Origin of the sequence: Rhodococcus sp. NPDC059968, assembly GCF_042738615.1 — a bacterium.
Taxonomy (GTDB): domain Bacteria; phylum Actinomycetota; class Actinomycetes; order Mycobacteriales; family Mycobacteriaceae; genus Rhodococcus_F.
On sequence record NZ_JBHWUE010000052.1, the window covers coordinates 1 to 25094 of the forward strand.

The window sequence follows — 25094 nt, forward strand, 5'->3', positions numbered from 1 at the left end:
CCGATCCGGGCCTTGGCCATCACCGGGATGGAGACGGCGGAGATGATGCCGTCGATCATGTCCGGATCACTCATCCGGGACACCCCACCCTGCGCCCGGATGTCCGCGGGCACCCGCTCGAGCGCCATCACCGCGACCGCACCGGCGTCCTCGGCGATCTTCGCCTGGTCGGGGGTGACGACGTCCATGATGACCCCGCCCTTCAACATCTCGGCCATGCCACGCTTGACGCGTGCCGTACCGACGGCGGAATTGTTCACGACTGTCTCCTCTGGTGACGATGGGTGTTCGGCTTCCGTTGCGCCGCGGCCAGCAGTTCGATGTCCGAGCCGCCGAGCGTCTCCACGGACTCGATGCGTTTCTCGGCCTCCGCGACCGACTCGTCCGCGGAACCGATCGGGGGAGCACCGGACAGTGCTTCGTCGTCGCGACCGCCCTTGCCGAGCAACTTCCGAACCTCGTAGCTGATCAGGATGACGATCAACGTCAGACCGCTCATGAGGAACTGGGAGCGGGTGGTCGGCAGGAACGCCATCGCGAGGATGACGGTGGCCATCAGGGCGATGGTGGCGTAGCTGAGCCACGGGAACAACCACATCCGCAGTTGCAGTGCGGCGGGGTCTTCGCGCTCGAGTCGACGTCGGAGCACCACCTGGGAGATGGCGATCAGGAGGTACACGAAGAGCGCGGCGGCGCCGTACGAGTTGACGAGGAATCCGAAGACGACGTCGCCCCACACGTAGGTGCAGGCGACGGACACGTATCCGACGGTGGTGCCGAGCAGGATCGCACGGCGCGGCACGCCGTTGCGGGACAGTGTCGTGAAGAACTTCGGGGCGTCGCCGTTGCGGGTGAGCGCGAACAACATTCGGGACGTGGTGTACAGCGCCGAGTTCAGGCAGGAGAGGACCGCCGTGAGGACGATGAAGTTCATGATCGTCGCGACACCGGGAATTCCCAGGACCTCGAGCACCGCGGCGTACGGGCTCACACCCACGCTCTCGGTGTTCCACGGTTGGATCGTGACGACCACGAGAATCGAACCGACGTAGAACGTCACGATCCGCACCACGATCGACCGCATGGCATGGGCGACAGCACGCTTCGGCTCCTCCGACTCGGCAGCGGCGATCGTCACGATCTCGGCGCCCGTGTAGAAGGCGACGCAGGGGACGACCGCGGCGAGCACCGCGCCCCAGCCGAGCGGGGTGAATCCGCCGTGGTTCACGAGGTTGCCGAGTCCGGGCGTCGAATCGGGCCACAGCCCGGTGATCCAGAGGGCGCCCATCCCGAGAAACAGAACGATCGCCACGACCTTGATCGACGAGAACCAGTACTCGAACTCGCCGTAGGAGCGGGCGGATACCATGTTGGTGGCCGTCAGCAGGAGCATCAGCCCCAGGCTCAGGAGCCACAGCGGGACCATCGGCAGCCAGAGCTGCAGGATGCGGCCACCGGCGATGGCCTCGACCGCGACCACGATGACGAAGAAGTACCAGTACATCCACCCCGTCGCGAAGCCGGCGCGGCGCCCCAAAGCCTGGCGGGCGTAGACGTAGAACGATCCGACCACCGGCCTGGCCACCGCCATCTCGGCCAGCATCCGCATGATCAGCAACGTGATGATGCCCGCGATGAGGAAGGAAATGATCGCGCCGGGACCGGCGCCGCCGATGACGACACCGCTGCCCACGAAGAGACCGGCGCCGATCACCCCGCCCAGCGCGATGAGATTCATGTGCCTGCGTTTCAGGCCCTTACCCAGGCCTGAACTGTCGGTGTGTCCGGGAACGGTACTGTCCACATTTCCTCCAGAAGGCGCTGCCGGGGCCCTCACCTGACACGACCTCGTCGGTCGTACGTCGATGCGGACACCCACCGGTTCAGCAACCCAATCGTGTGTGATCCACATCACTTATTCGAGTGTTCACCTCACACTACGACTGGTCCCGGAGCTCGCCCAGAGCCAGTTACCTCGCAAGCGAAGGGGCCAGTTCGACAGCGGAATCGCCGGCCGAGAATGCCCTCTGAACTGGGATGACGGCGAAATTCCCCAGAAGGGCGACGTCCGCACACGCCAGCGGCGCGGTTTCGCGGCACATCTGGATCCCCCGGCCCTGCTGCGCACCTTCGCGGCCGTGCGAGCACCCCTACCCTGTGACCAGTGGTAACGAACTGGTCCTCAGACGTGCCGTCGAACTGGCACTGTGCTGCCCACCGGACCCTCCATACAGTGTTGTGCATCACATCAACAGTTCAGTTCGCGGTGGATCGTCTCCCGTATCTCCGCCGGCACTGTTCTCCGTTCCAACCGCCCGACGATCCGACCCCGGATCGCGATGGCGACCTGACGATTCCGGTCAGCGCACAGTGGAGGAAAACGTGACTTCAACACCACCCCCGGTTCAATCCGAGGACACCGGCCTCGGAAAGGGCCTGAAGAAACGGCACATGAACCTCATCGCCCTGGGCGGCGTGATCGGTGCCGGATTGTTCGTCGGCAGCGGCGTCGTCATCGAGAGCGCAGGCCCGGCGGCGATCGTGTCGTTTCTCATCGCCGGGGTCATCACCCTCCTGATCATGCGGATGCTGGCAGAGATGGCGGTGGCCAGGCCGGTGGTCGGATCGTTCTACGTATACGCCAGGGAAGCGCTCGGCAATCGCGCCGGTTTCTCGGTCGGCTGGATGTACTGGTACTTCTTCGTCATCGTCGTCGCCGTCGAAGCCATCGCCGGCGGCCGAATACTCCAGCTCTACCTCCCGTCCGCGCCGCTGTGGATCCTCAGCCTCTGCCTTCTCGTGATCCTGACCTGCACCAATCTCGTTTCGGCACGTTCATTCGGCGAATTCGAGTACTGGTTCTCGTCGATCAAGGTGATCGCGATCGTCCTCTTCCTCGGGTTGGGCGCACTGTGGATCACCGGACTGTGGCCGGACTCGACCCCCGGAGTGGCGAATCTCGTCAGCCACGGCGGATTCGCTCCGCTCGGCTGGGGCGCGGTGCTCGCCGCGGTCGTCCCCTGCGTGGCCTTCTTCACCGGTGCCGAGATCGTGACCATCGCGGCCGCCGAGTCCGCGGAACCCAAGAAAGCGGTCGCCCGGGCGATGCGCTCCATCGTGGTCCGGATCATCACCTTCTACGTCGGTTCCATCTTCGTGGTCGTCGCAATCGTGCCGTGGAGTACGGAGGCCGTCGGAGTCAGCCCCTACGCGGCAGCCCTCTCCGCCCTGCACATTCCCGGTGTCGCCACGATCATGAACGTCGTCATCCTCACCGCGGTGCTGTCCTGCCTGAACTCGGCGCTGTACACCTCCTCGCGGATGCTCTTCGCGCTCACCCGCAACGGCGACGCCCCGCACATGTTCACCCGCCTGTCCGGCGGTGGCGTACCGCGGCGGGCGATCCTCGCCGGAACGGTGATCGGCTACGCGTCGGTGATCGCGGCGTTCGTCTCCCCGGATCTCGTGTTCTCGTTCCTGGTCAACTCGTACGGCGCCGTGGCGCTCTTCGTCTACCTCATGATCGCGATCTCCCAGGTCGCGCTCCGCAGGAAACTGGAGGCGCGAGATCCCGAGGCCCTCAGCCTGAAGATGTGGCTGTTCCCCTGGCTCAGCTACGCGACCATCGCCCTGATGGGAGCCGTGATCGCCGCCATGGCCGTACTCCCCACCACCCGTTCGCAGTTCTGGCTGAGTGTGGTGACTCTGGCCTTCATCCTGATCGGGTACGAGGTGCGCCGACGCAGTCGGACCAGCGCCGAACGCCTGGACACCGTCACCCCGCCCGCAGCCTCGCCCGCCGACGGTTCCGACGCGGAACAACTCGTCGGAGTCGTCACCCGCGAGCAGCCCTGACGCATCCGCCGTACCGAAGGACAGGGACCGCACCAGCGGTCCCTGTCCTTCTGTGTGGTCCCGATGCGACATCGGCTTTTCCGGCACGACCCGCCGGGAATCGGGGCACACTTGCAGAAGACCTCGGCGGAGGAGGACACCGTGTTCCACCGCGGAGACGATGCCGTCACCGAAGAACACTCGCTGGACGAGTCCCTGCTCGTCGAGCCCGAATCCCGAAGCCGGCCGTGGCGGGAATTCCTCGTCTCGACCCCGGGACGACTGTCCGTGCTGGGGATCGCCCTCGTGACCGCCGCGCTCGCGACCGGGGCGATCACCTCGGCGGCGATCGGCGCCCGGCAACAGCGGATCGAGACCCTGCGGACGCACACCGAACCCCTCACCTACGCGGCCGAACGGCTCTACAGTTCGCTGTCCATCGCCGACGCCGCGGCCGCCACGTCCTTCATCTCGGGCGGTGTCGAGCCGATCGCCGTCCGTAATCGGTACAACCAGGCGATCGGGGACGCGTCGAACGCGCTGGTCACCGCGTCGAACGGCGTCGCCTCGACAGACGCCGCGGCCCTCGCGCTGCTGTCCGAGGTGTCGCGGAACCTCGCCGACTACACCAGCCTGATCGCCACGGCCCGCGCCAACAATCGGTCGGGCAACCCGGTCGGCGTCGCCTATCTCAGCGACGCCTCCTCGATGATGCAGGACACGATCCTGCCCGCAGCCGAGAGTCTCTACTCGGAGCAGTCGAGGTCCGTCGCCGACACCCAGGTCCTCACCGGGCGGCTCCCGAGAGCCGCGTTCGCCGTCGCCGTCGCCCTGCTCGTCGCGCTCGTCCTCGCGCAGGTGTACCTGGCGCGCAAGAGCAAACGTCGCGTCAATCCCGGCCTCGTCCTCGCCTCCCTCCTCGCCGCTACCCTCCTGATCTGGCTGGCCGCCGCCACCCTGGTCTCCACCGCGGCCACGGACCGGGCGAGAACCGAAGGGGCGCAACCACTCGGCACGATCACTCAGGCGCGGATCCTCGCCCAGCAGGCCCGGGCGGATGAGACCCTCGCGCTGCTGCAGCGCGGCTCCGACGAAGAGTCCGAGGCCGACTACGCCCGGCGGTCGGCCGAACTCGCCGACATCCTCGGGGGGCTGCAGGACGGCGATCACGGTCTGGCGACGACACCGCCGATCGATGCCGCCGTGACCGCACTCGGCGACTGGCGGCGCGCGCACATCATGCTGCAGGAGAAGCTCGACGTGGGGGACTACCCGGGGGCGACGGCCATCGCGATCGGCCCCGCGGACTCGGCGTCTCCCGCCACCTTCGCAGCGCTCGACAAGTCGTTGCAGGACGGCATCGACCGGTTCCGCAGCGAGGAACTCGACGGGATGGCCGACGCATATCGCTCGTTGTCGCTGCTCGCGGTGGGTAGCATGGTGATCGGCGTGCTCTGCGGGTTCGCCGTCGGTGGGGGGATCTGGCCCAGACTGAACGAGTACCACTGATGACGCGGGTGATTCGACCGAGACGGCGGACGCGCCCGCGCGCCCTCCTTTTCTCCGCTGCCGTGGTCGCCGTCCTCGCGGCCGGATGCGCCACCCCGCAGCCCCTCACTCCCACCGTCCGCGGCGACTACTCGGAAGTGCCGTTGACGAGTGGGGCCGAGATCCTTCTGCCCACCGGCGACGTGCCCGAGGAGCCACCCGCACCCGGCTCCTGCGGCGCGCTCGCCAGTCTCCGCCCCGCCGCCACACCGGACGTAAGGGCGCCGGGGAGCTCGCTGGCCGCGATCACCGCCCGCGGCCGCCTCGTCGTCGGAATCGATCAGAACACCAACCTCTTCAGTTTCCGGGATCCGACCACCGGCATGCTGATGGGGTTCGACGTCGACGTTGCGGGGGAGATGGCGCGGGACCTGTTCGGCGACCCCTCCAGGGTCGAATTCCGACTGCTCACGTCCGGTGACCGCTTCGACGCCCTCGAGAACGAGGACGTGGATCTCGTGGTCAAGAGCACGTCGATCACGTGTGAACGGTCCGAGCGTGTCGCCTTCTCCACCGTGTACTTCCAGGCCTATCAACGGCTGCTGGTGCCGAAGGGATCCGGTATCTCCGGCCCGGAAGATTTGGCGGGCAAGCGCGTCTGCTCCGTCGGCGACACCACCTCACTGGACACCGTTCGCCGAGTGCAGCCCGAGGCCACGATCGTGGCGGTACCCGACTGGGACGACTGCCTCGTGGTCCTCCAGCAGCGGCAGGCGGACGCCGCGAGCACCGACGACTCCATCCTCGCCGGGCTCGCCGCCCAGGATCCGAACCTGGAGATCGTCGGCCCGCCGCTCGAGTCGGAGCCGTACGGCATCGGGGTCAACAAGAACAATGACGATCTGGTGCGCTTCGTGAACGGCACGCTGGATCGGATGCGTGCGGACGGAACCTGGACGAGGATCTACGACAACTGGCTGACGGTTCTCGGCCCTGCCGCCGGACCACCCGCCCCTACCTACCGGGACTGAGGTGACACCGAGTGAGCGACGAAACCAGGCGAACACCGATGGACGACCCGCAATCCACCAGGGGTGTGCGGTTCGATCCGTTCGCGGACGACGAAGAGGACGACGTCCCGTCGTCACGTACGGTGCCGGACGCCGTCCACACCTCCGACCTGTCGAAGCTCCTGACCAATCCCGTTCTGGCGGAGAACAAACGCTACTGCGACCGATGCAAGCGCCCCGTCGGGCGTTCCACCGCCGCGCGGCCGGGAGACACGGAGGGGGTCTGCACCCACTGCGGCACCGTCTTCTCGTTCGCCCCGCAACTCGAGGCGGGCGAACTGGTCGCGGGTCAGTACGAGGTCCTGGGGTGCCTCGCCCACGGCGGCGTCGGCTGGATCTACCTCGCGCTCGACCACAACGTCAGCGACCGCTGGGTGGTCCTCAAGGGCCTGCTGCACTCGGGCGACCCCGTGGCCCAGGAGGTGGCTCTCGCCGAGCGCCGGTTCCTCGCCGAGGTGACGCATCCGAGCATCGTCAAGATCTACAACTTCGTCGAACACCCCGGGATGGACGGCAATCCCGTCGGCTACATCGTCATGGAGTACGTCCGGGGCAGAACCCTCCGCGACCTGCTCACCGAACTGAAGGAGGACGCCGGGCCCGACGAACCGAAGCCGATGCTGCAGGTGGAGCACGCCATCCGCTACCTCCTCGAGGTCACGCCCGCGCTCGGATACCTGCACTCGATGGGGTTGGTGTACAACGACCTCAAACCCGAGAACATCATGATCGGCGACGACTACGACCAGCTCAAGCTCATCGACATGGGCGCGGTCGCCAGGATCGGGGACCACGGATACATCTACGGCACACAGGGTTACCAAGCCCCCGAGATCGCCACCACCGGTCCCACGATCGCCTCCGACATCTACACCGTGGGGCGCACGCTCGCCGTGCTGACCCTCGACATGCCCACCGCCGGGGGCTGTTACGTCGACGGCCTGCCGACACCCGAGGAGGCGCCGCTGCTGGCGGAGTACGAGTTCTACCACCGGCTGCTGCTCCGGTCCATCCACCCCGATCCGGCCCGGCGCTTCAACTCGGCCGAGGAGATGTCGACGCAACTCGACGGCGTGCTGCGCGAGGTGCGGGCCCAGCAGACCGGAAGCCCACACCCGGGATTGTCCCACCGGTTCAGTCCGCAGCGCACGACGTTCGGGACCGACCTCACGATCAGTCGCACCGACGTCTACGTCGACGGGCACCGTCGCGACGAGTGCATCAGTGCGATGAGTATCGTGCGGGCACTGCCGATTCCGCTGGTGGACCCCGACGATCCGGCGGCCCCGCTGCTCTCCGTCGTGCACAGCAGACCGAGGGAGCTCCTCGATTCACTGCACAGGGCGAAGGAGGCGGCGGACGACGGTGTGGCGTCGACGAGCATCGAGATCCCGCTCGCCGAGGTACGGGCGCACCTCGATCTCGGGCAGCCCCGTGATGCCGCCACCATTCTCGAATCCCTCGACCACCAACGTGAGGATACGTGGCGCGTCGACTGGCACACGGGACTGTGTGCGCTGGTGGGCGGCGACTTCGAGGGGGCGTTCGCCCGATTCGATTCCGTCCTGACCGCGCTACCGGGCGAGGAAGCCCCGAAGCTCGCCCTCGCGGCGACGGCCGAGATGTGGTGCGAATACCGCTCCGGCGAGGACGTCGGGCGGTGGCGCCGAACCGCCGAAAAGTACTACTGCACAGTGTGGCGCACGGATCACGGCGCGGTCAGTGCGGCGTTCGGACTGTCGCGGCAACTCGAGCACCGCGACGACCGGGCGGCCGCGGTGGAGGCACTCGACGAGGTTCCCCCGACATCACGGCACTATGCCGAGGCCCGGTTGACGAGTGTGCTGATGCTCGTCCACGATCGGCCCCTCGCCGAGGTGAGTGAACGGGATCTGCAGGAGGCGGCCCGGCGAGTCGAACTGCTCGCCCACGACGAGCGTCGCGCACTCCAGACGCGCGTACTCGTCCTCGGCGTGGCCGTGGACTGGCTGCACGCCGGCGGCGTCCCCGAGACGACGAGGATCCTCAGCGTGCCGTTCACCGAACGCGGTCTGCGCACCGGGGCGGAGTCGGCGCTCCGGGCCCTGGCCCGGAAGGCACCCGAGCGCCGGCATCGGTACACGCTGGTGGATCTCGCCAACCTGATCCGCCCGACCACGTGGCTGTGATGTGAGCTCCGAAACTCGTGTCACAACAGGCCGAGGTGCTCGCGGCCCCACCGGGCATTCCACGCCATCACCTGCATACGGTCGCTCAAAGCATCACGGCTGCGGACCGTTTCGGCCAGCTGGCCCATGAGTTCGATGATGCGGCGCCGAGCGTCCTCCAGTTCCGTTGCCAGGCGCTCCTCCTCCCTCGACCTCGCGGTGCGGTTTCTGCGCGCGACCATGGTGTTCATCTCTACTCCGATCGTGACGACGTGGTGTTCGGCTCCTCGCACAACTCTGGGCCGTCTGGTACGGGTCCAGAAGATCCAGATGGACGGCGAGTCAGGGGTCCAATCTGGACCTATGACGTAGCGCACAAGTGGTTCTGACGTCGGAAACGATTCGATCGTAGGGTTCGAGTGCTCGCTGAAATCTCGACCGGAGGTACCCATGCGCATTCACACCGACGCACTCACGATCGCGGGCCGGGACTTCTCGTCCCGACTCGTCATGGGCACGGGCGGTGCGGCCAACCTCTCGGTACTGGAAGACGCACTCGTCGCCTCGGGCACCGAACTGACGACAGTGGCAATGCGCCGAGTGGACGCCGCAGGAAGAACCGGGCTGCTCGAACTGCTGGATCGACTGGGCATCGCGTTGTTGCCGAACACCGCCGGCTGCCGAGGCGCCACGGAGGCCGTGCTGACTGCGCGCCTGGCCCGCGAGGCCCTGGGCACCGACTGGGTAAAGCTCGAAGTGATCGCCGACGAGCGCACGCTCCTGCCCGACGGGATCGAACTCGTCGCGGCAGCAGAACAACTCGTGGACGACGGATTCGTCGTGCTGCCGTACACCAACGACGACCCCGTGCTCGCACAGCGCCTGGTCGATGCCGGGTGCGCCGCCGTGATGCCGCTCGGGTCGCCGATCGGCACCGGGCTCGGCATCTCCAACCCCCGCAACATCGAGATGATCGTCGCGCGCACCGACGTCCCGGTCATTCTCGACGCCGGGATCGGCACCGCGAGCGATGCGGCGCTGGCGATGGAACTCGGCTGCGCCGCCGTGCTGCTCGCCTCGGCAGTGACGAGGGCTTCGGACCCTCCGCTGATGGCCGCGGCGATGGCCGGAGCAGTCGCTGCCGGGCGCCGCGCCCGGAATGCCGGGCGAATACCGAAACGGTTCTGGGCGCAGGCATCGTCTCCGGTCGCGGTGTAATCGGGCGTCCACGAACGTCAACTCGGCTAGCGTGAACGCCCATGCGGGTACACCACCTCAATTGCGGCTCGTTCTCCTCGGCGCTCATCGGACGGTTGGTGTGCCACGTGCTGGCGTGTGAAACCGACGCCGGCATCGTGCTCGTCGACTCCGGCTTCGGGCTGGCGGATGTCGCCGACCCCACCGGACGCGTCGGCCGGTTCGCGAACCTGACGGGCGCCCGGTTCCGGGAGTCGGAGACGGCGGTCCGCCGGCTCGAGAAGCTGGGCCTCAATCCTGCGGACGTGACCCACATCGTGGCGACCCACCTCGACTTCGACCACATCGGCGGTGTCGCCGACTTCCCGAACGCCACCCTGCACACCACTGCGGCGGAACGAACTGCGTCGGAAGGGCGTTCGTCGTTCCGGGAGAAGGTCCGGTACCGTCCCGCCCAGCTCACCCCGGTACCCACGCTGCACACCTACTCGGGGCCGGGCGAATCCGTGCTCGGTTTCTCCGACACCTACCCGATCGCCGGCGTCGGCGACCGCATCGTCCTCGTCCCGATGCCCGGCCACACCCGCGGTCACGCGGCGGTGGCCGTCGACACCGGCGAGAAGGGCTGGCTGCTGCACGCGGGCGACGCGTTCTACCACCGCAGCACCGTCGCCGCCCCCGGACAGGTGTCGCCGGGAACCGAGGGTCGCGCCCTGCGGGTGATGGAAGAGCTGATCGCGGTGGACCGTTCCAGGATCCGCGGCAATCATCGTCGGCTCCGGGAACTGAACAATCAGGTGGCGCCACGGGTGCGCGTCTTCTCCGCCCACGACCCGACCCTGTTCGAGGAACTGGCCGGTGAGCGGGGCTAGCGCTACCTCATCACGAGGGCGCGCAGCGCGTCGACGATCTCCCCGGGTGCTTCCTCGGCCATGAAATGCCCTGCGGTGAGGGTGTCGTGCACGAGGTCGGGGGCCCAGGCCCGCCAGAGGCCGGCGGCGTCGTAACCGAGCACGCTGCCCCAGTCCTGCTGGACGACGGTGACGGGCATCTGCAGGTGGTTTCCGGCCGCCCTGCGCCGGGCACCCGAACCGCCGCGCGATCTCCTCCTCGAGGCGCTGTGGTGCCTGATCGCCCACGCCGCGGCCGCCGTCGGCGACCACCGGCTGACGGAACGGGCCCGAGCCGAATTGGCGCCTGCGGCAGGGGAAATAGCGGGGTCGGGCAGCGGGATGCTCACGGTGGGCCTTCGGCCCGCGCGCGGTTGACGAGTCCCTGCACTCGTCAGCCACGCACGAGCATCACTTTGCCCACTCCAGCAGGTCGTCGGCGGACCACGTGTTCACGACGCGGTCGGCCTCGACGCCGCACCGCATCGCCCGCTCGCATCCGTACCCCTGCCAGGCGAGTTGCCCGGGAGCGTGCGCGTCGGTGTCGATCGAGAACAGGCACCCCACGTCCATGGCCAGATCGATGAGACGGCTCGGGGGGTCGCGGCGTTCGGGACGGCTGTTGATCTCGACGGCGGTGCCGTTGTCGCGGCAGGCGGTGAACACCTGCTCCGCGTCGAACGTCGACTCCGGCCTGGTCCCGCGCCCGCCTTCGACGAGGCGGCCCGTGCAGTGTCCCAGCACGTCCACCAGCGGATTCTCCACCGCCCGGACCATCCGGCGGGTCATCGCCCCGCGCTCTGCCCGCAACTTGGAGTGCACGCTGGCGACGACGATGTCCAGTTCGTCGAGAAGATCCGGATCCTGGTCGAGCGAACCGTCGTCGAGGATGTCGACCTCGATGCCGGTGAGGATGCGGAACGGTGCCAGTTCCTCGTTCAGCTCGGCGATCACCTCCAGCTGAGAACGCAGCCGCTCCGCCGACAACCCGTTCGCGACCGTCAGACGCGGGGAATGGTCTGTCAGAGCGCAGTATTCGTGACCCAGAGCGGCCGCGCTGCGCATCATCTCGTCGATGGGGCTGCCGCCGTCCGACCAGTCCGAATGCGTGTGCAGGTCGCCCTTCAACGCCGCCCGCAGCGCACCGCCGCCGATCGGCTCCGCGTTCTCCCGTAGTTCCGCGAGATAGACGGGCACGCCGTCGAGCGACTCACGGATCACCATCGCTGTCTTGGGTCCGATGCCCGGCAGATCCTTCCAGCTGTCGGTGCGCTGGCGGACGCCCCGCTGCTCCTCGGACAGTTCGGCCACCACGTCGGCCGCGCGCCGGTACGCCTTCACGCGATGAGTCTCTGCACGCGATCGTTCGAGCCAGAACGCTGTCTCTCGCAGGGCCTGCACCGGGTCCATCGGGCTGTCGGCGTCCATGACTCCAGTGTTGCGCCCACCCCGACGTCACCGCAACGCTTCGCGTGCCCCGTCCCGGACCGCGGTGGTGAGCGCCGCGAGGATCGGCGAATCCAGCTTCCACCGCTGCCAGTACAGCGGGACGTCGATCGGGCGGGACGGGTCGAGTTCGACGAGCCCGTGGTCGTCGCCGGTGTGTAATTCCGGCAGCAGTCCCCAGCCCAGTCCGTGACGGACGGCGTCGGAGAACGCCGAAGACCCGGGAACGAAGTGCCGTGGCGGCTGGAGCCGGCGCAGCGTGAAACCGCGCAGGAACCGGGACTGCAGTTCGTCCTTGCGGTCGAAGTCGAGCATCGGTGCCACCGCGAGGGCGTCCGCCGTCGGGCCTTCGGGGAGCCAGCGTTCGGCGTAGTCGCTGCTGCAGAGGGCGCGGTACCGCATCGACCCCAGCTTTTCCACGGTGCAGCCCTGCACCGCCTCCGGGACGGACGTCACCGCGGCCATCACCGTGCCCTCCCGCAGCAGGGTGGTCGAGTGGAATTCGTCTTCCCGATGCAAATCGAACAGCGCCCGATGCTCCGGGGCCAGGCGGGCGAGGGCCGGAATCATCCACGTGGACAGCGAATCCGCGTTGACGACCAGCGACAGCGTGCTCGTCGTCGCCTCCTCGGGATTGAGGGACGACATGGCCTCGCGCTCGAGGTGGGCCATCTGGCGGGCGAGCGTGAGCACGACGTGTCCGGACTCGGTGGCCCGGACCGGCTTGGCCCGCTGCACCAGGACGCGTCCCACCTGCTGCTCGAGTGCCTTGATCCGTTGGCTCACCGCGGACGGCGTGATGTGCAGTACCCGGGCCGCGGCGTCGAAGGTGCCTTCGTCGATTACGGCGGCGAACGTGCGGAGCGAAGCCAGGTCCAGATCCATATGAAGCAATGGTAATGGCAATGAAGGATAATTAGCTGGATTGATGGTCGCGGGGTTCGTAGCGTGGATCTCATGCACCTCACCCCTGCCTTGTTCACGGCGGCCGCCGGCTTCGGTACCGGCCTGTCGCTGATCGTCGCGATCGGCGCGCAGAACGCGTTCGTCCTGCGACAGGGGATCGTGCGCAGGCACGTCCTGCCGGTGGTCGTGCTGTGCGCGGTATCGGACGCCGTGCTCATCGTCGTCGGGATCAGCGGGATCGGTGCCGTACTCGCGCACGCACCGGCTGCCATCACCGTGATCCGCTGGGCGGGAGCGGCATTCCTCGTCTCCTACGCGGTGCTGGCCGCCCGTCGCGCCCTTCGCCCCGGAACGCTCGATGCCACACCGGACGTCGGATCGGCGACCCTCGCGACGTCGATCCTCACCTGCCTCGCACTCACGTGGCTCAACCCGCACGTGTACCTCGACACTGTGCTGATGCTCGGCTCGGTGGCCAACAACCAGGGCGATTCGGGCCGGTGGCTGTTCGGCCTCGGCGCCGCCACCTCGAGCGTCGTCTGGTTCCTCGCGCTCGGCTACGGCGCCCAGTTCCTGCACGGTGTGTTCGCCCGCCCCGGCGCGTGGCGTGTGCTCGACGCCGGGATCGCCGCGCTGATGCTCACCCTCGGCATCACCCTCGTCACCAGCTAGTCAACATTTGGTTGACAAGGTGACCCTTGTCAACCAATACTTGACACATGTCGGATGCCGCGCTCACCCAACTGCTGTCGGACGCGATCGCCAAGGCGGACCCCGAGATCGACCCGGGGCTGGACCACGACCCCGCCGCCTACCTGGCCCTCGTCCGGCTCACCTCGCAGGCACGGGAGTCGGTCGACGAACTGCTGGTCTCCTCGATCGCCGCCGCGCGCTCCGCCGGACACAGCTGGGACACGGTCGGCGCCGCACTCGGCATGTCGCGGCAGGCGGCGCAACAGCGCTTCGGCAAACGGATCGGCGACGCCCCCGACACCGACTCCGACGGCCGGACCCGCCGGCTCACCCCGCTGACCGCGTTCAACGAGATGCGCATCCTCAACCACGCCGGCACGTACGGCTGGCACTCCGTCGGGTTCGGCACCCTGTTCCACACCGTCTACAAGTCCGAGGAACAGTGGGAGCACACCCGCGTGTCGGCGCTGGCGAGCCGCCAGAAACTCGAGGCCGACGGCTGGCAGAAGGTCGGGACCTTGTGGTTCCCGTGGGCATACTTCAAGCGCCCGTTGGGTATTCCCGCCCTCCCCGAACCGGTGAGCGGCGACTACCTGATGGAACCGTGATGGACGCCGTCGCGCGATTCGCGGCCGCCCGCATCGCGCGGCTCGCCACGGTCGGGGCCGACGCGGTGCCGCACCTCGTCCCGCTCGTCTTCGCGCTCGACTCCGACACGATCTATTCCTGCGTCGACCACAAACCGAAGCGCAGCAATGTATTACGGCGCCTGACGAACATCGCGGCCAATCCCGCGGTCACCCTGCTCGTGGACCACTACGACGAGAACTGGGACCACCTGTGGTGGGTCCGGGTCGACGGTCGGGCCGAGGTGCTGGCCCCCGACTCCCCGGAGGGCGGAGCCGCGATCGACGTTCTCGCCGCGAAGTATCCGCAGTACGTCGACCGCCGGCCCGACGGTCCGGTGATCGCGATCCACGACCTGACGTGGCACCACTGGAGTGCCTTCGGCCCGTGAGTACTTATTAACCGCCCGACGTTAACAAGTACTCACGGGCGATAGCCTCGACAGCATGCCCACAGCCCTGATCACCGGAGCGAGCCGTGGCCTCGGAGCCGCCATCGCCCGCGAACTCGCATCGACCCACGACCTCCTGCTCGGCGCCCGGTCGGCCGCGGCGCTGACCGACATCCTCGACGAACTGCCGGGCGCCACGCCCTGGCCGGTCGAGCTGACGGACTATGACGCGCTGGCGGCTGCGTGTGCCCCGATCGAGCGGCTCGACGTGCTCGTCCACAACGCCGGCGTCGCCGACCTCGCGACCGTCGGGGAGTCGACCGTCGAACAGTGGCGGCACACGCTCGAGGCGAACGTGATCGCGGTGGCCGAACTGACACGGCTGCTGCTGCCCGCCCTCCGCGCCGCGGGTGGGCACGTCGTCCTGATCAACTCGGGTGCCGGGCTCCGCGCGAACGCCGGCTGGGCGTCGTATGCGGCGAGCAAGTTCGCCCTGCGGGCGTTCGGTGACGCACTGCGCCTCGAGGAGCCGTTACTGCGCGTCACGTCAATTCACCCCGGGCGGATCGACACCGATATGCAGCGCGCCATCGTGGCCGGCGAGGGCGACGAGTACCGGCCGGAGAAGTATCTGCAGCCGTCGACCGTCGCAAAAGCCCTGCGCAACGCGGTAGAGACACCGGGTGATGCGCACCCCACAGAAGTCGTGCTGAGGGTGCGCTGACAGCGAAGAAACCTGCGTGAGATACATCACAGATTGATCTCACAGAAAGGCTTTAAGCTGCTCACAATTAGTCGCCCTACAGTTCTTCTCATCAGCAGAGGTCGCAAACGTGAGTCAGGTTCAACGAGCTGACTCCCAGGAGGTATCCCCACGATGAACACCGACCAGCGTATGCACAGCGACACCGTCGTCGCGGTCGACGGCGACGTCTTCGCGACGATGTTCACTCTCGATCTCGGTGACGGCGAGGTCGATCGCGAAGCAGTCGAGCGGATTCACGGCGGCGACTTCGACGAGTGGATCGAGGCGGCAGCGCGGTCCGGTCTGTTCACGCCGCAGGCGGTCGCGGGCCTGGTTCAGACGTGGCAGGACAGCCCGAAGTCCTTGTTCGACGCCCTGCTCGCCGATGCCGACGAGATGACCCACAAGCGCTACGCGATCATCTGGGACGCGCTCGACGACGCCGACACGTTCGAGAACGTCGAGTACGCCTGACGATCAGAACGGCCACGCGGGCACGGGCGGCAGACCCTCCCGCGTGGGGCGCCCGATAACCCACGCCAGCAGTTCGGTGCGCGGAAGTTCCGGCACCCCGACATCCGGATGCCGGGCCGCCAGCTCGGGCAGCTCCGACTCCAGCGTGTGCTCCACGAAGAGTTCCGGCCAGTCGGCCGCCGAGTAGTCGAGACCCAGGTCGAGGTGGTGGATCTCGAGCTCGCGCCACCGCAGTACCGGCACCTGCCGCGCAGGCACCCGCTGACGCCAGTTCACCGGCGTCTCGTACAGATCTTCGGTGATCCGGCGTAGCGACTCGATCACCCGCCGCCCCGCGAAGCGGAAATCGGCCACCAGCAGTTCGGCCGGACGTCCGGCCCCCTCCTCGATCGCCGCGGCCCGCGCGGCCGGACCGCCCGGGTACATTTCGGGCGCGGCCTCGCCGGTGATCACCCCGACGGCGAACCGGTTGAGCGCGTCCGCGTTCCTCGCCAGGTGCGTGACGACGTGCCCCCGGCTCCACCCCGGCAGCAACGACGGCTCCCGCGCCTGATCGTCGGTCAACCCCTCCAGCGTCGCCTCCACCGTCCGGTGCGATGCGGCAACCGCATCGAGCAGTTCGGCATACGACAGTGCTGCACGCGGCGACGTCATGTTGACGATGCTAGGCGATGCCCCCGACCGCGAATCCGCAGGATCTCGATAACGGAACGATGACGATCGGCTTCCGGCGGGTGCAAATCGGACAATCGTACTGATACTGAGATCGACTGTCGGACAACGCGGTTGAAAGGTGGTGTGTGATGTACAACGAATCCGCTACGTGGGGGATACCGAGCGAGACCTTTCTGGTGATCTACGTCGCCGCCGCCGTGCTTGCAGTCGGGCTGGCGGTATTCCTCCGGTCCCGAGGCACCGGGCCCGCCCCAACAGCCGGTGTTCGCCTCGATCCGGTGCAGGCCGGGATGCTGACCAGCGACGATCGCGCCATCGCCGCATCTCTGACCCTGCTGCGGGGAGCAGACCTCATCTCCGTCGACGGGACGATCCTGCGGGCGTGGGGAGTCGCCGACAACGCCCTCGGATCGTTCACGCGCACCGTCTACGACGAACTCGTCTCCGGGCGCAGCGCCCTCGGCAACCTTCGGCTCCCGGGCCGGTTGCAGGCCCCACTCGACCAGCTGCGGGCCACCCTGGTCGCACAGGGGCTGCTCGCCGGACCGGAACAGAAGGCGTGGAATCGCCGGGCGACCCTCCCGATCCTCGTCGTCCTGGCCGTCGGCGTCGCACGCCTCGTCGCCGGATTCGCCGCGGGCAAGCCGATCGGCTTCCTGCTGGTCGCGGTGGTGCTGCTCTCGGCCGCACGCGAGCTGATTCGACGGACCGGCCGCAGGACGCGCCAGGGGACGGCGGAGCTGCATCGCCTGCGCCGCGAACACTCGTACCTCGCGCCGCGGATGCGCCCGTCGCTCACCGCATACGGTCCGACGCCGATCGCGCTGTCGACGGCACTCTTCGGGATGGGGGCCGTCGGCTTGTTCTCCCCCGGGTTCGCGAACGCGGCGGGTATCGCCGACGGCGGCAGCGGTGACGGTGGCAGCAGTGGGGGCGACAGTTCCTGCGGAGGCGGCGGTGGGTGTGGTGGTGGGGGGTGCGGGGGATGACCGCCCTGATCGAGCCGGGCCTCGGCATCGGCTGGCGGCCGGAGATCTGCGGGATCATCGACCGACTCGACGGCCTGCGGTTCTGCGAGGTGATCGCCGAATCGCTGCCCGCCCGCCGACGCGGGGTCGGCGTTCCGGACGAACTGCGGTCGCTGGGCGTTCCCCTCGTCCCGCACGGCATCTCGCTGTCATTGGGTGGCGCCGACGCCGTCGAGCGGCACCGGATCGACCATCTCGCGCGGTGCGCCGACGCGCTCGGTGCACCGCTCGTCAGCGAGCACGTCGCGTTCGTGCGGGCGGGCGGCCTCGAGGCCGGGCACCTGCTGCCGGTGCCGCGCTCCGCGGAAGCGCTGGACGTGCTGGTGCGCAACATCCGGCGCACGCAGGAGTGCCTGCCGGTGCCCCTGGCCGTGGAGAACATCGCAGCCCTGTTCGACTGGCCGGACGACGAATACTCCGAGGGTGAGTTCCTCGCCGAACTCGTCGAACGCACCGGCGTCCACCTGCTGCTGGACGTCGCCAACGTCTACGCGAACGCCCGCAACCGCGGCCGCGACGCCGGCGAGGAACTCCGGCGCCTCCCCCTCGAACGTGTGGCGTACTGCCACGTCGCCGGGGGATCCGAACGGGACGGCGCGTATCACGACACCCACACCGACCCGGTGCCCGGCGAGGTGCTGGACCTGGTCCGGCAGTGGGCATCCGAAGGTGCCCCCGCGATGATGCTCGAGCGCGACGGGAACTACCCGCCCGCCCGGGAGTTGTTCGACGAGTTGGGTGCGATCGCGGATGCGGCCGGCTTCGACCGGGTCACCGGGGACGCCGTGTGGAGTTTGCCGTGACGGGGCTGGCGGAGCGGCAGGCGGCATTGGTCCGGGCTCTCGTCGCGGCGGGGGAACTGCCGGAGGGATTCGACCGCGACGCGATCGACACCGCATCGAAGGCCTTGCTCCGCAAGCGTTCCGGGGAAGTGGGCGGTCACCTTCCCCACGTCAGCAGGGCCCTCGGCGACCGATTCTTCGCGCTGTTCGCCGCCTGGGCCGAGGGCAGGCCGAAGGTGAACACCCACGCGGACGCCGAGGCATTCACCGCGTACCTCGCGGCGATCGGTGAACTGCCTGCGCGGAGTCGCCGTCGTCGCCGTCTGTTCGGCCCGCGACGAACCTGAGCAGCAGCTCGTTCACCTCTTCTGGCCGTTCCTGCTGGACGAAGTGCCCGGCGCCCTCGACGAGATGGAGTCCGCGCAGGTCGGGGACGGTGTCGCGCATCCGATCGAGGGCCTGCGCACCACTCATCGCGATGACCGGATCGTGCGCACCGGCCACGAACAGCGTCGGCACCTCGATGTGGGCTCCGGCAAGATTCCCGGAGCGTTCCCAGTTCGCGTCGTACGCCCGGTACCAGTTCAGGCCGCCGGTGAACCCCGTCCGGGTGAAGACCTCCACGTAATGGTCGAACTCGGCCTCCGTCAGCCACGACCACGGCAGGGGTGGGGCGTCGGGCAGCACGTCCAGGTACCCGTTGCCCTCCGAGGGATGCTGCCAGATGTCCAGATAGCGATAGTCGCCCGACAACGCGTAGAACAGCCGCTGCAGGAATCCGCGGGGATCGGCGTCGAGTTCGCGGTCGGCGACACCCGGTTCCTGGAAGTAGTGGATGTGCAGGAAGTGCTTGCGCGCCATCGACGCATAGAGCTCCGACGGTCGCAGCGGGAACCGGTCGGGCGCGTAGGGGACGGCCAGTAGCACCAGCCCGGACACGCGCGTGCGGTGTCGCAGTGCGACGGTCCAGGCGACCGGTGCGCCGAAGTCGTGGCCGACGAACACGGCACGCTCGTGACCGAGCGCGTCGAGCAGAGCGATCAGCGCGTCCGACACCCGCTCGTTCGTGTAGTCGTCGATGTCGCGGGGCACGTCGGTGCCGCCGTATCCGGGCATGTCCGGGGCGATCGCGCGGTACCCGGCAGCCGCGAGGGCACGCATCTGATGCCGGTAGCTGTAGCCGAGGCCCGGGAACCCGTGGCACAGGACGACGGGCGGTCCGTCACCCAGTTCCGAAATCTGCCAACGGAATCCGTCGACCGTGATCACCCGCTCCGTCGACGACGCCATGCTCCGCATCCCTCCACCGGCCGGAACGTGTTCTCGCAATGTAGCGTAGCGACGACACCATTAGAATGCACCTGACTCGCAGTGGCGACCGTCGACCGACCGGGGAAGTGGAGTGATGCGCAATGGTGGAGGCACGCTCCCGCCATGAGTTCGTCGCACTCCAGCTCCGGCAGCGCATCATGCAGCGGCAGTACGCGGTGGGTGAGTCGCTGCCCAGCGAGAGCATGCTGTGCGCGGAGTTCGAGGTGTCGCGCGGTCCCGTGCGCCAGGCTCTGGCGACGTTGAAGAACGAGGGGCTCATCCTGCTGTCCCAAGGGAAACCGGCTGTGGTGCGGAGCCACGACATCACGCAGACCCTGGACACGTTCACACCGTTCTCCCAGTGGGCGCGTCGCACCGGCCGCGCCGCGGGGAGCCGCACGCTCGAGATCTCACGTCGCCGCGTGTCCGAACCTGCCGCCAGCGCACTGGGATCGACCCCGGACGACTTCGTCGTCGAGGTGCTCCGCGTCCGACTGCTGGACGGCGAACCGACGATGATCGAGCGGAGCACGTTCACCGAACGCGTCGGCTCCCTGCTGTTCGACATCGACATCGACACCGGATCGATCACCGACTACCTCACCTCCCGCGGCGTCCGCTTCGAATCGATGGAGCACGTGCTCGACGCCGTCGCCGCAACCGAGGTCGACGCCGAAAATCTCGGCATAGACCCCGGCAGCCCGTTGCTTCGGGAACGTCGGACTTCGCGGGATCAGAACGGCGACACATTCGAGTACGCGGACGATCGGTACCGTCCCGACCTCGTCGCCTTCAGCATCGTGAACGCCCGCACCATCGACCCCCGTCTTCCGCCGGACGACGGCAACGGAGCCTGACCGGCCGCCGGCATCCGATCGATCAGGCGTTGCGCAGTTCGGCGAGCAGACCGGGCAGGTCCGCGACGCTGTCGAGAACGTGGGTGGCCCCGGCCTCGGACAGCTGGGTGGCGTCGTGGGCGCCGGTGAGCACTCCCACGGAGGCGAATGCTCCGGCGCGGAGGCCGGTGGTGACGTCCGACGTGGTGTCGCCGAGCACCACCATGGACTGCACGGACGGGGCGCCGGTTCGCATCAACGCGGTCAGCGCCAGGTCCGGGAAGGGGCGGCCGCGGACGCCGTCTCCGGGGCACAACACGACGTCGGCGACGTCCTGCCAGCCGAGCGCGCGGACGATCGACATCTGCGTCTCGTGCGCGAACCCGGTGGTGAGCGCCGTCTTGATGCCCTGCTCCCGCAGCGAGCCGAAGAGTTCCTCGGCGCCGGGGATCGCGCTGCACCGGCCGTCGTCGACGAGTTGCGAGTAGCAGCGCTCGAATTCCTTGTTCGCAGCTTGCGCCTGCTCCTCGTTTCCGCCACTGAGATGGCGGAACACGACGATCTTGGACTGGCCCATGGTGTCGGAGACGTATTCGAGCATCCGCCGGCGGTCTTCGTCGGTCTTCGACAGTCCGGCATGCGCGTCCGCGGCGAGGAAGGACTGCTGGACCAGCCCGCTGTCCTCCACGGTGGTGCCTGCCATGTCGAAGACCACGAGGCTGATGTCCCGGTGATGTGTTCCCATTGTCGTTTTCCTCTCGGTGTTCGGTGAGTGCGGTTGTGCTGCTATGCCATTACGGGCACGGTGTCGCGGCCGAAGATGTGGTCGATGCGGTCCTTCGCCAGGCCCATGCCGGTGGTCATGCCGATCCCGGTGGTCACGGTGACGATGTGCACGCCGTCGATCGGCTCCTCGATCAGGAACTCGGAATCGGGGGCCGAGCTGTACACGCCCTGCCAGCGTTCGGTGACGGTGACGTCCGAGACTCCGAAGAGGGCGGCGGCTTCACGGATCAGCACCTCGAACCCCTTCTCCGACTGGAACGGCTCCGCCGAGACCTCGCGGATGTGCGTGTCGCCCAGCAGGATCGAACCGTCGGGCTGCGGTGTGTACATCTGGTGGAGGTCGAGGTCGACGTAGTCGGGGTACTCGTCGCGCAGCCTCGCGGCGAGCGCCGCCGTCGCGGGAAGATTCTCGAAACCGCTGTACCGCACGAGCGACCAGCCGGTGAACAGCGGCGCGGGCAACGGCGCGGACAGCGGGATTCTCGCGCGCATCATGTGGAGCCGGCACCGCAGGAGCCCCCTGCGCTCGGCCGGCTCCGGAAACAGGCGGTCGATGTCGTAGTTGACGGTGACGAACACCGTCCCCGCGTGAAGATCGCCCCGTGAGGTGCCGACGACTCCGGTCTCGAATCCGGTTGCGGCGGTGCGCCAGAAGAAGTCGACACCCGACGCTTCGAGCCACTGCGCGATGGCGGGGGCCGCCTCCCGCGGGTTCACCTGCAGGTCGTCGGCCATGTACATGCCCCCGACGACCCGGGCGCCGACGATGGGTAACGCGCCGAGGATCCGGTCTCGGGACAGCAGTTCCACTTCGGCCGGTCCGCGTATGTCCGCGAACTCGGTCATGACTGCCAGCTCGTCGTCATGCCGTGCCACGCAGTATGTTCCGGACTCGGCGGACCAGAACCCGGCCTTGCGTGCCAGGTCGAGCCAGTGCTCCCGGCCCGCTCGGGCGTAGACGCGGGCGACACCCGACTGGGCCGTGATGCAGGCGTGGCCGAAGTTCTGGACCGAAGCGCCCGCAACTCGGTCGGCATGGTCGATCACCGCCACGGACAGGCCTCGATGGAATGCGTGGTATGCGTGCGCGAGGCCGACGATTCCGGCACCGACAACCACCACGTCGTAGCGTCGTTGATTTGTCACGAATCCCACTGTGAACGCACCCACCCAACATGTCAATACAAGTAGGTGGAATTTACTACACGTATATATAAGTTTCCGTCCGTTAACCGTCCGTTGCGCGTTCCGGCGCGCGTCTGGTGATCGCGGCCGGGGGTTACTGCGACGATTACCGCCTGAGTCCACCCACCCGCAGAGGAGCGAATCGATGAGTGGTGCTTCCGGCCCGAGTGCCGTTCCCGTCCACGAACCGGCGTCGTCGAACGACCGCTTCGGCCCCCTGATCGAGCGCCGCGACGACGCCGACTTCCCGTTCTACAACGGGACGCCCACCACGCTGTCGGTGCGGCAGTGGATCCTGGCCTGGGCCTCGGTCGCAGTCGGCTTCGCGGCCCTGATCCTCATCCCGCAGCCCGGCAACATCGTCGCGCTGATTCCGCGCATCCTGTTCGTCGGTATCCCGATCGTCGTGCTGGCGATGGTGACGCGCGGGCACTGGACAGCGTTGTTCCGAAAGGTGCACGGCCGGGACGTCCTCACGATGATCGGCTTCGCCGTGCTCAACCTCGTCGTCACGTCCGTGCTGGCATTGATCGTGCAGGCCCTGTTCGGGGTGGCGTCCAACGAGGCCGTCGAGGGTGCGGGCAAGGGTGGCGTGCTCGACACAGTCGCGTTCTACGTGGGAACCGGGATCCAGTTGGTCGGTGAAGAAGTCTTCACCATCGTCCCGTTCCTCGCGTTGATGTATTTCCTGTTCGCCAAGGCGGAACTGTCCCGCAAGACCGCGATCGTCCTGGCCTGGCTGCTCAGTGCGGTGTGGTTCGGCGCCGCCCATCTGCAAACCTACGACTGGAACTTCGCTCAGTCCTTCATCGTGATCGGCGGGGCACGACTCATCCTCACCCTTGCCTACATCCGGACCAAGAACCTGTGGGTCTCGACGGGTGCGCACATCATCAACGACTGGACTCTCTTCACCCAGGCCATCGTGCTCAACGCCGCGCTCGTCACCCTGTAGCCGAGTTCTCCGCGGCCGACCCTCAGTTGGGAATCGGGATGACGATCGGCGGCAGACCCGGTATCTGCACCTGAATCTGCTGCGGCGGTGCGGGCACCGGCGCAGGGGCAGGGGCAGGCGGCGGGTAGTTCACCTGCGGCTCGGGTGCGGGCGGCGGGGGAGGTGGCGGCGGGGGAGGCGGGGGCGGAGGCGGGGGCGGAGGCAGAGGTTCCGGGGAGGGAGCCGGCGCGGGACGGGGAGCAGCTTGCTGCACCACCGCGGGCGGCGAATCCACCACCGGCGCCTGGGCTTCCACGGGTGCCACCGGATTCGGGCGCTCCACCGGCTGCTGCGGGCCGGAACCGATCGGCACCGGCGACAGTCCACCGGTCATCAGATCCACCACGGTCACTTCGGTCATCGCCAGGTTGGAGGGCTGCACGACGTACAACCTGTCCTGCTGGAAGCCCGGCCACGGATCGCCCTGCACTTCCGCGTCCTGATTCACCACCGGGGAGAGCAATGGGCTTCCGCGCACACATCGGACGCGGGGAACGCCGTGGTCGTCGATCAGCACGATGGTCCCCGCCTCGAGCACGGACTGGAATGCGGTGGCATGGCCGTCGTCGAAGCCGTGACTGGTGACGCGGGTATCCGCACGGAGCAGCACAGGCGTCAGGGTGCGGACGTAATTCCGCACGTCGTCGACCTGGAACACACTCGACCAGGCCTGCAGCCTCGCCGGATCCTGCTCGAGGTCGTCGACGAGCCGCTGCCGGTCGCAGAGCACCCGGTCGGGGCTTCCGCCGTAGAGGCCGGCACGGTCGCCGATCACCCGGATCCCGGCGGCGCGGGGCTCGCTCGGCAGGTCGGTGCCGGGCGGACCGAACGGAACCGTCGTCGGCGTCTGCGGCGGAAGCAGTACTTCCGTCCACGGAAGCTGCCCGTTGTCGGTGGCCCGGTCCAGGTCGACCGGATCGGGGTGGGCCCCGGAACCCGAGGAACACGCCACGAGCACCGTGGCGGTCAGGGCGCCGGCGACCGCCAGCCAGCTACGCGGTGCGCGCCCGGGGCGCGTACCGGCTCGAACGACTGCGCTGCGTCGGGCACGCCGTGCGACCTGCCCGGCGACGTCGGTGGCCACCACGCCATGGTAAGCACAGTCGCTGATCAGCCGGGCCGAATTGCGGTGTGGTTGCCGGGCCCGGCAGTCGGTCAGCTCGTGATCATGTCTTCCTGCGACCAGAAGGCCCTCATAGACGTGATCTTGCCGTCGTCGTCGAACGTCATGACGTCGATCGGCGCGATCTCGAGCTTCTGCTCACCCAGGTCGGTGACGAGGGAGAAGTGGAACGCGGCCGAGTTGCCGGCGATCTTCAGCGTCAGGAGCTCGCCGGTCTGCTTCAGCGGTTCGATCACCCCGTAGAACTCCCGCAACGATTCCACCGTGGTCCGCGGCTCGGTACCCACCGGATCCTCCACGGTGGCACCCTCGGCGTACAGCGCGACGACGTCGTCGGCGGTCCCGGTGGCCACCGCCTCGATGTACCTCTCGACGGTCTTGCGGATGTCTTCTGCGGACGGTGCCATGATGCGAACTCCTCAGTCGAATAGAACGTGTTCTAGCCGTGAGAGTAACGCAGCACCTG

General features: G+C 67.9%; 27 protein-coding genes and 1 pseudogene. 16 read left to right on the plus strand and 12 right to left on the minus strand.

The window, feature by feature from the left end:
- Both ACFWAY_RS32665 and ACFWAY_RS32670 read right to left on the minus strand, forming a co-directional pair.
- A pseudogene (locus ACFWAY_RS32665) lies at positions 1–218 on the minus strand (pyridoxal 5'-phosphate synthase lyase subunit PdxS); the annotation flags it as partial.
- A gap of 38 nt (positions 219–256) precedes the next feature.
- Entirely contained in the window at positions 257–1804 is a 1548-nt protein-coding gene (locus ACFWAY_RS32670) for an amino acid permease (RefSeq protein WP_378513477.1), read from the minus strand.
- A gap of 647 nt (positions 1805–2451) precedes the next feature.
- Here ACFWAY_RS32670 and ACFWAY_RS32675 point away from each other — a divergent pair.
- The 4 genes from ACFWAY_RS32675 to ACFWAY_RS32690 all read left to right on the plus strand — a co-directional run bounded on the left by ACFWAY_RS32675 (position 2452) and on the right by ACFWAY_RS32690 (position 8560).
- Positions 2452–3855 carry an amino acid permease gene (locus ACFWAY_RS32675; protein WP_378513504.1) on the plus strand — a complete coding sequence of 468 codons (1404 nt, stop codon included), beginning with the start codon at positions 2452–2454 and terminating at the stop codon, positions 3853–3855.
- A gap of 141 nt (positions 3856–3996) precedes the next feature.
- On the plus strand, positions 3997–5343 hold the full coding sequence (locus ACFWAY_RS32680; protein WP_378513505.1) for a hypothetical protein: 1347 nt from the start codon (positions 3997–3999) through the stop codon (positions 5341–5343).
- On the plus strand, positions 5343–6353 hold the full coding sequence (locus ACFWAY_RS32685) for a glutamate ABC transporter substrate-binding protein (protein ID WP_378453375.1): 1011 nt from the start codon (positions 5343–5345) through the stop codon (positions 6351–6353). The genes ACFWAY_RS32680 and ACFWAY_RS32685 overlap by 1 nt, the downstream gene beginning before the upstream one ends.
- A 38-nt stretch (positions 6354–6391) precedes the next feature.
- On the plus strand, positions 6392–8560 hold the full coding sequence (locus tag ACFWAY_RS32690; RefSeq protein WP_378453452.1) for a tetratricopeptide repeat protein: 2169 nt from the start codon (positions 6392–6394) through the stop codon (positions 8558–8560).
- A gap of 20 nt (positions 8561–8580) precedes the next feature.
- Here the strand turns inward: ACFWAY_RS32690 and ACFWAY_RS32695 are convergent, their stop codons facing one another.
- Positions 8581–8790 carry a hypothetical protein gene (locus ACFWAY_RS32695; protein WP_378513478.1) on the minus strand — a complete coding sequence of 70 codons (210 nt, stop codon included), beginning with the start codon at positions 8788–8790 and terminating at the stop codon, positions 8581–8583.
- A 199-nt stretch (positions 8791–8989) separates the two neighbouring features.
- Here ACFWAY_RS32695 and ACFWAY_RS32700 point away from each other — a divergent pair, with 199 nt between their 5' ends.
- Together ACFWAY_RS32700 and ACFWAY_RS32705 are read left to right on the plus strand one after the other, a co-directional pair.
- Positions 8990–9757, plus strand: a complete 768-nt coding sequence (locus ACFWAY_RS32700) for a thiazole synthase (RefSeq protein WP_378513479.1) — start codon at positions 8990–8992, stop codon at positions 9755–9757.
- A gap of 41 nt (positions 9758–9798) precedes the next feature.
- Positions 9799–10608, plus strand: a complete 810-nt coding sequence (locus ACFWAY_RS32705) for an MBL fold metallo-hydrolase (RefSeq protein ID WP_378513480.1) — start codon at positions 9799–9801, stop codon at positions 10606–10608.
- Between the two features lie 2 nt (positions 10609–10610).
- Here ACFWAY_RS32705 and ACFWAY_RS32710 read toward each other — a convergent pair whose 3' ends face one another.
- The 3 genes from ACFWAY_RS32710 to ACFWAY_RS32720 form a co-directional block, all read right to left on the minus strand.
- On the minus strand, positions 10611–10976 hold the full coding sequence (locus ACFWAY_RS32710; RefSeq protein WP_378513481.1) for a hypothetical protein: 366 nt from the start codon (positions 10974–10976) through the stop codon (positions 10611–10613).
- A gap of 61 nt (positions 10977–11037) precedes the next feature.
- Positions 11038–12036: a PHP domain-containing protein gene (locus tag ACFWAY_RS32715; protein WP_378453451.1), complete on the minus strand. Its 999-nt coding sequence runs from the start codon at positions 12034–12036 to the stop codon at positions 11038–11040.
- 45 nt (positions 12037–12081) lie between these two features.
- Positions 12082–12957 (minus strand): LysR family transcriptional regulator ArgP, encoded by an 876-nt coding sequence (locus ACFWAY_RS32720; protein WP_378513482.1) that lies wholly within the window; start codon positions 12955–12957, stop codon positions 12082–12084.
- Positions 12958–13029: 72 nt separating this feature from the next.
- Between ACFWAY_RS32720 and ACFWAY_RS32725 the strand changes: the two genes are divergently transcribed.
- The 5 genes from ACFWAY_RS32725 to ACFWAY_RS32745 all read left to right on the plus strand — a co-directional run bounded on the left by ACFWAY_RS32725 (position 13030) and on the right by ACFWAY_RS32745 (position 15908).
- Positions 13030–13650: a LysE/ArgO family amino acid transporter gene (locus tag ACFWAY_RS32725; RefSeq protein ID WP_378453368.1), complete on the plus strand. Its 621-nt coding sequence runs from the start codon at positions 13030–13032 to the stop codon at positions 13648–13650.
- A 47-nt stretch (positions 13651–13697) separates the two neighbouring features.
- The gene (locus tag ACFWAY_RS32730) at positions 13698–14279 is read left to right on the plus strand and encodes a hypothetical protein (protein WP_378513483.1); all 582 of its coding nucleotides are present in this window, start codon (positions 13698–13700) and stop codon (positions 14277–14279) included.
- On the plus strand, positions 14279–14689 hold the full coding sequence (locus tag ACFWAY_RS32735; RefSeq protein ID WP_378513484.1) for a TIGR03668 family PPOX class F420-dependent oxidoreductase: 411 nt from the start codon (positions 14279–14281) through the stop codon (positions 14687–14689). The genes ACFWAY_RS32730 and ACFWAY_RS32735 overlap by 1 nt, the downstream gene beginning before the upstream one ends.
- Before the next feature lie 55 nt (positions 14690–14744).
- On the plus strand, positions 14745–15413 hold the full coding sequence (locus tag ACFWAY_RS32740; protein ID WP_378453365.1) for an SDR family oxidoreductase: 669 nt from the start codon (positions 14745–14747) through the stop codon (positions 15411–15413).
- Between the two features lie 153 nt (positions 15414–15566).
- Positions 15567–15908, plus strand: a complete 342-nt coding sequence (locus tag ACFWAY_RS32745; RefSeq protein WP_378453364.1) for a hypothetical protein — start codon at positions 15567–15569, stop codon at positions 15906–15908.
- A gap of 3 nt (positions 15909–15911) precedes the next feature.
- Here ACFWAY_RS32745 and ACFWAY_RS32750 read toward each other — a convergent pair whose 3' ends face one another.
- A complete protein-coding gene (locus ACFWAY_RS32750) occupies positions 15912–16562 on the minus strand; it encodes a maleylpyruvate isomerase family mycothiol-dependent enzyme (RefSeq protein WP_378513485.1) in 651 nt (216 codons plus the stop codon).
- Between the two features lie 149 nt (positions 16563–16711).
- On the opposite strand from ACFWAY_RS32750, the gene ACFWAY_RS32755 reads away from it, so the two are divergent.
- From ACFWAY_RS32755 to ACFWAY_RS32765, 3 genes are read left to right on the plus strand one after another with little or no spacing between them, the layout of a single operon-like run.
- Positions 16712–17572 (plus strand): TIGR04222 domain-containing membrane protein, encoded by an 861-nt coding sequence (locus tag ACFWAY_RS32755; RefSeq protein ID WP_378513486.1) that lies wholly within the window; start codon positions 16712–16714, stop codon positions 17570–17572.
- The gene (locus ACFWAY_RS32760) at positions 17569–18414 is read left to right on the plus strand and encodes a DUF692 domain-containing protein (protein WP_378513487.1); all 846 of its coding nucleotides are present in this window, start codon (positions 17569–17571) and stop codon (positions 18412–18414) included. The genes ACFWAY_RS32755 and ACFWAY_RS32760 overlap by 4 nt, the downstream gene beginning before the upstream one ends.
- Entirely contained in the window at positions 18411–18740 is a 330-nt protein-coding gene (locus ACFWAY_RS32765; protein WP_378513488.1) for a hypothetical protein, read from the plus strand. The genes ACFWAY_RS32760 and ACFWAY_RS32765 overlap by 4 nt, the downstream gene beginning before the upstream one ends.
- Here ACFWAY_RS32765 and ACFWAY_RS32770 read toward each other — a convergent pair.
- Positions 18658–19683, minus strand: coding sequence for an alpha/beta fold hydrolase (locus ACFWAY_RS32770; protein WP_378513489.1), 1026 nt, complete (start codon positions 19681–19683; stop codon positions 18658–18660). The genes ACFWAY_RS32765 and ACFWAY_RS32770 overlap by 83 nt on opposite strands.
- A gap of 122 nt (positions 19684–19805) precedes the next feature.
- Here ACFWAY_RS32770 and ACFWAY_RS32775 point away from each other — a divergent pair, with 122 nt between their 5' ends.
- Complete coding sequence (locus ACFWAY_RS32775; RefSeq protein WP_378513490.1) at positions 19806–20561, plus strand: GntR family transcriptional regulator; 756 nt, start codon at positions 19806–19808, stop codon at positions 20559–20561.
- 22 nt (positions 20562–20583) lie between these two features.
- On the opposite strand, the gene ACFWAY_RS32780 is transcribed toward ACFWAY_RS32775, so the two are convergent.
- Together ACFWAY_RS32780 and ACFWAY_RS32785 are read right to left on the minus strand one after the other, a co-directional pair.
- Entirely contained in the window at positions 20584–21285 is a 702-nt protein-coding gene (locus ACFWAY_RS32780; protein WP_378453359.1) for a phosphonatase-like hydrolase, read from the minus strand.
- A 41-nt stretch (positions 21286–21326) separates the two neighbouring features.
- Positions 21327–22472 carry a TIGR03364 family FAD-dependent oxidoreductase gene (locus ACFWAY_RS32785; RefSeq protein ID WP_378513491.1) on the minus strand — a complete coding sequence of 382 codons (1146 nt, stop codon included), beginning with the start codon at positions 22470–22472 and terminating at the stop codon, positions 21327–21329.
- A 184-nt stretch (positions 22473–22656) separates the two neighbouring features.
- Here ACFWAY_RS32785 and ACFWAY_RS32790 point away from each other — a divergent pair, with 184 nt between their 5' ends.
- Complete coding sequence (locus ACFWAY_RS32790) at positions 22657–23466, plus strand: CPBP family intramembrane glutamic endopeptidase (RefSeq protein ID WP_378453357.1); 810 nt, start codon at positions 22657–22659, stop codon at positions 23464–23466.
- 22 nt (positions 23467–23488) lie between these two features.
- On the opposite strand, the gene ACFWAY_RS32795 is transcribed toward ACFWAY_RS32790, so the two are convergent.
- Both ACFWAY_RS32795 and ACFWAY_RS32800 read right to left on the minus strand, forming a co-directional pair.
- A complete protein-coding gene (locus ACFWAY_RS32795) occupies positions 23489–24592 on the minus strand; it encodes a DUF6777 domain-containing protein (RefSeq protein ID WP_378513492.1) in 1104 nt (367 codons plus the stop codon).
- 68 nt (positions 24593–24660) lie between these two features.
- Positions 24661–25035 (minus strand): nuclear transport factor 2 family protein, encoded by a 375-nt coding sequence (locus ACFWAY_RS32800; protein ID WP_005262400.1) that lies wholly within the window; start codon positions 25033–25035, stop codon positions 24661–24663.
- Positions 25036–25094 lie beyond the last annotated feature (59 nt).

What these genes read in the sequence shown, in the direction of transcription:
- ACFWAY_RS32740 (WP_378453365.1), top strand. Translation starts at nt 14,745, where the DNA reads ATGCCCACAGCCCTGATCACCGGAGCGAGCCGTGGCCTCGGAGCCGCC.
- ACFWAY_RS32735 (WP_378513484.1), top strand. Translation starts at nt 14,279, where the DNA reads ATGGACGCCGTCGCGCGATTCGCGGCCGCCCGCATCGCGCGGCTCGCC.
- ACFWAY_RS32760 (WP_378513487.1), top strand. Translation starts at nt 17,569, where the DNA reads ATGACCGCCCTGATCGAGCCGGGCCTCGGCATCGGCTGGCGGCCGGAG.
- ACFWAY_RS32705 (WP_378513480.1), top strand. Translation starts at nt 9,799, where the DNA reads ATGCGGGTACACCACCTCAATTGCGGCTCGTTCTCCTCGGCGCTCATC.
- ACFWAY_RS32780 (WP_378453359.1), bottom strand. Translation starts at nt 21,285, where the DNA reads ATGGGAACACATCACCGGGACATCAGCCTCGTGGTCTTCGACATGGCA.
- ACFWAY_RS32790 (WP_378453357.1), top strand. Translation starts at nt 22,657, where the DNA reads ATGAGTGGTGCTTCCGGCCCGAGTGCCGTTCCCGTCCACGAACCGGCG.
- ACFWAY_RS32755 (WP_378513486.1), top strand. Translation starts at nt 16,712, where the DNA reads ATGTACAACGAATCCGCTACGTGGGGGATACCGAGCGAGACCTTTCTG.
- ACFWAY_RS32800 (WP_005262400.1), bottom strand. Translation starts at nt 25,035, where the DNA reads ATGGCACCGTCCGCAGAAGACATCCGCAAGACCGTCGAGAGGTACATC.
- ACFWAY_RS32745 (WP_378453364.1), top strand. Translation starts at nt 15,567, where the DNA reads ATGAACACCGACCAGCGTATGCACAGCGACACCGTCGTCGCGGTCGAC.
- ACFWAY_RS32685 (WP_378453375.1), top strand. Translation starts at nt 5,343, where the DNA reads ATGACGCGGGTGATTCGACCGAGACGGCGGACGCGCCCGCGCGCCCTC.
- ACFWAY_RS32690 (WP_378453452.1), top strand. Translation starts at nt 6,392, where the DNA reads ATGGACGACCCGCAATCCACCAGGGGTGTGCGGTTCGATCCGTTCGCG.
- ACFWAY_RS32720 (WP_378513482.1), bottom strand. Translation starts at nt 12,957, where the DNA reads ATGGATCTGGACCTGGCTTCGCTCCGCACGTTCGCCGCCGTAATCGAC.
- ACFWAY_RS32715 (WP_378453451.1), bottom strand. Translation starts at nt 12,036, where the DNA reads ATGGACCCGGTGCAGGCCCTGCGAGAGACAGCGTTCTGGCTCGAACGA.
- ACFWAY_RS32675 (WP_378513504.1), top strand. Translation starts at nt 2,452, where the DNA reads ATGAACCTCATCGCCCTGGGCGGCGTGATCGGTGCCGGATTGTTCGTC.
- ACFWAY_RS32750 (WP_378513485.1), bottom strand. Translation starts at nt 16,562, where the DNA reads ATGACGTCGCCGCGTGCAGCACTGTCGTATGCCGAACTGCTCGATGCG.
- ACFWAY_RS32770 (WP_378513489.1), bottom strand. Translation starts at nt 19,683, where the DNA reads ATGGCGTCGTCGACGGAGCGGGTGATCACGGTCGACGGATTCCGTTGG.
- ACFWAY_RS32725 (WP_378453368.1), top strand. Translation starts at nt 13,030, where the DNA reads ATGCACCTCACCCCTGCCTTGTTCACGGCGGCCGCCGGCTTCGGTACC.
- ACFWAY_RS32695 (WP_378513478.1), bottom strand. Translation starts at nt 8,790, where the DNA reads ATGAACACCATGGTCGCGCGCAGAAACCGCACCGCGAGGTCGAGGGAG.
- ACFWAY_RS32775 (WP_378513490.1), top strand. Translation starts at nt 19,806, where the DNA reads ATGGTGGAGGCACGCTCCCGCCATGAGTTCGTCGCACTCCAGCTCCGG.
- ACFWAY_RS32730 (WP_378513483.1), top strand. Translation starts at nt 13,698, where the DNA reads ATGTCGGATGCCGCGCTCACCCAACTGCTGTCGGACGCGATCGCCAAG.
- ACFWAY_RS32700 (WP_378513479.1), top strand. Translation starts at nt 8,990, where the DNA reads ATGCGCATTCACACCGACGCACTCACGATCGCGGGCCGGGACTTCTCG.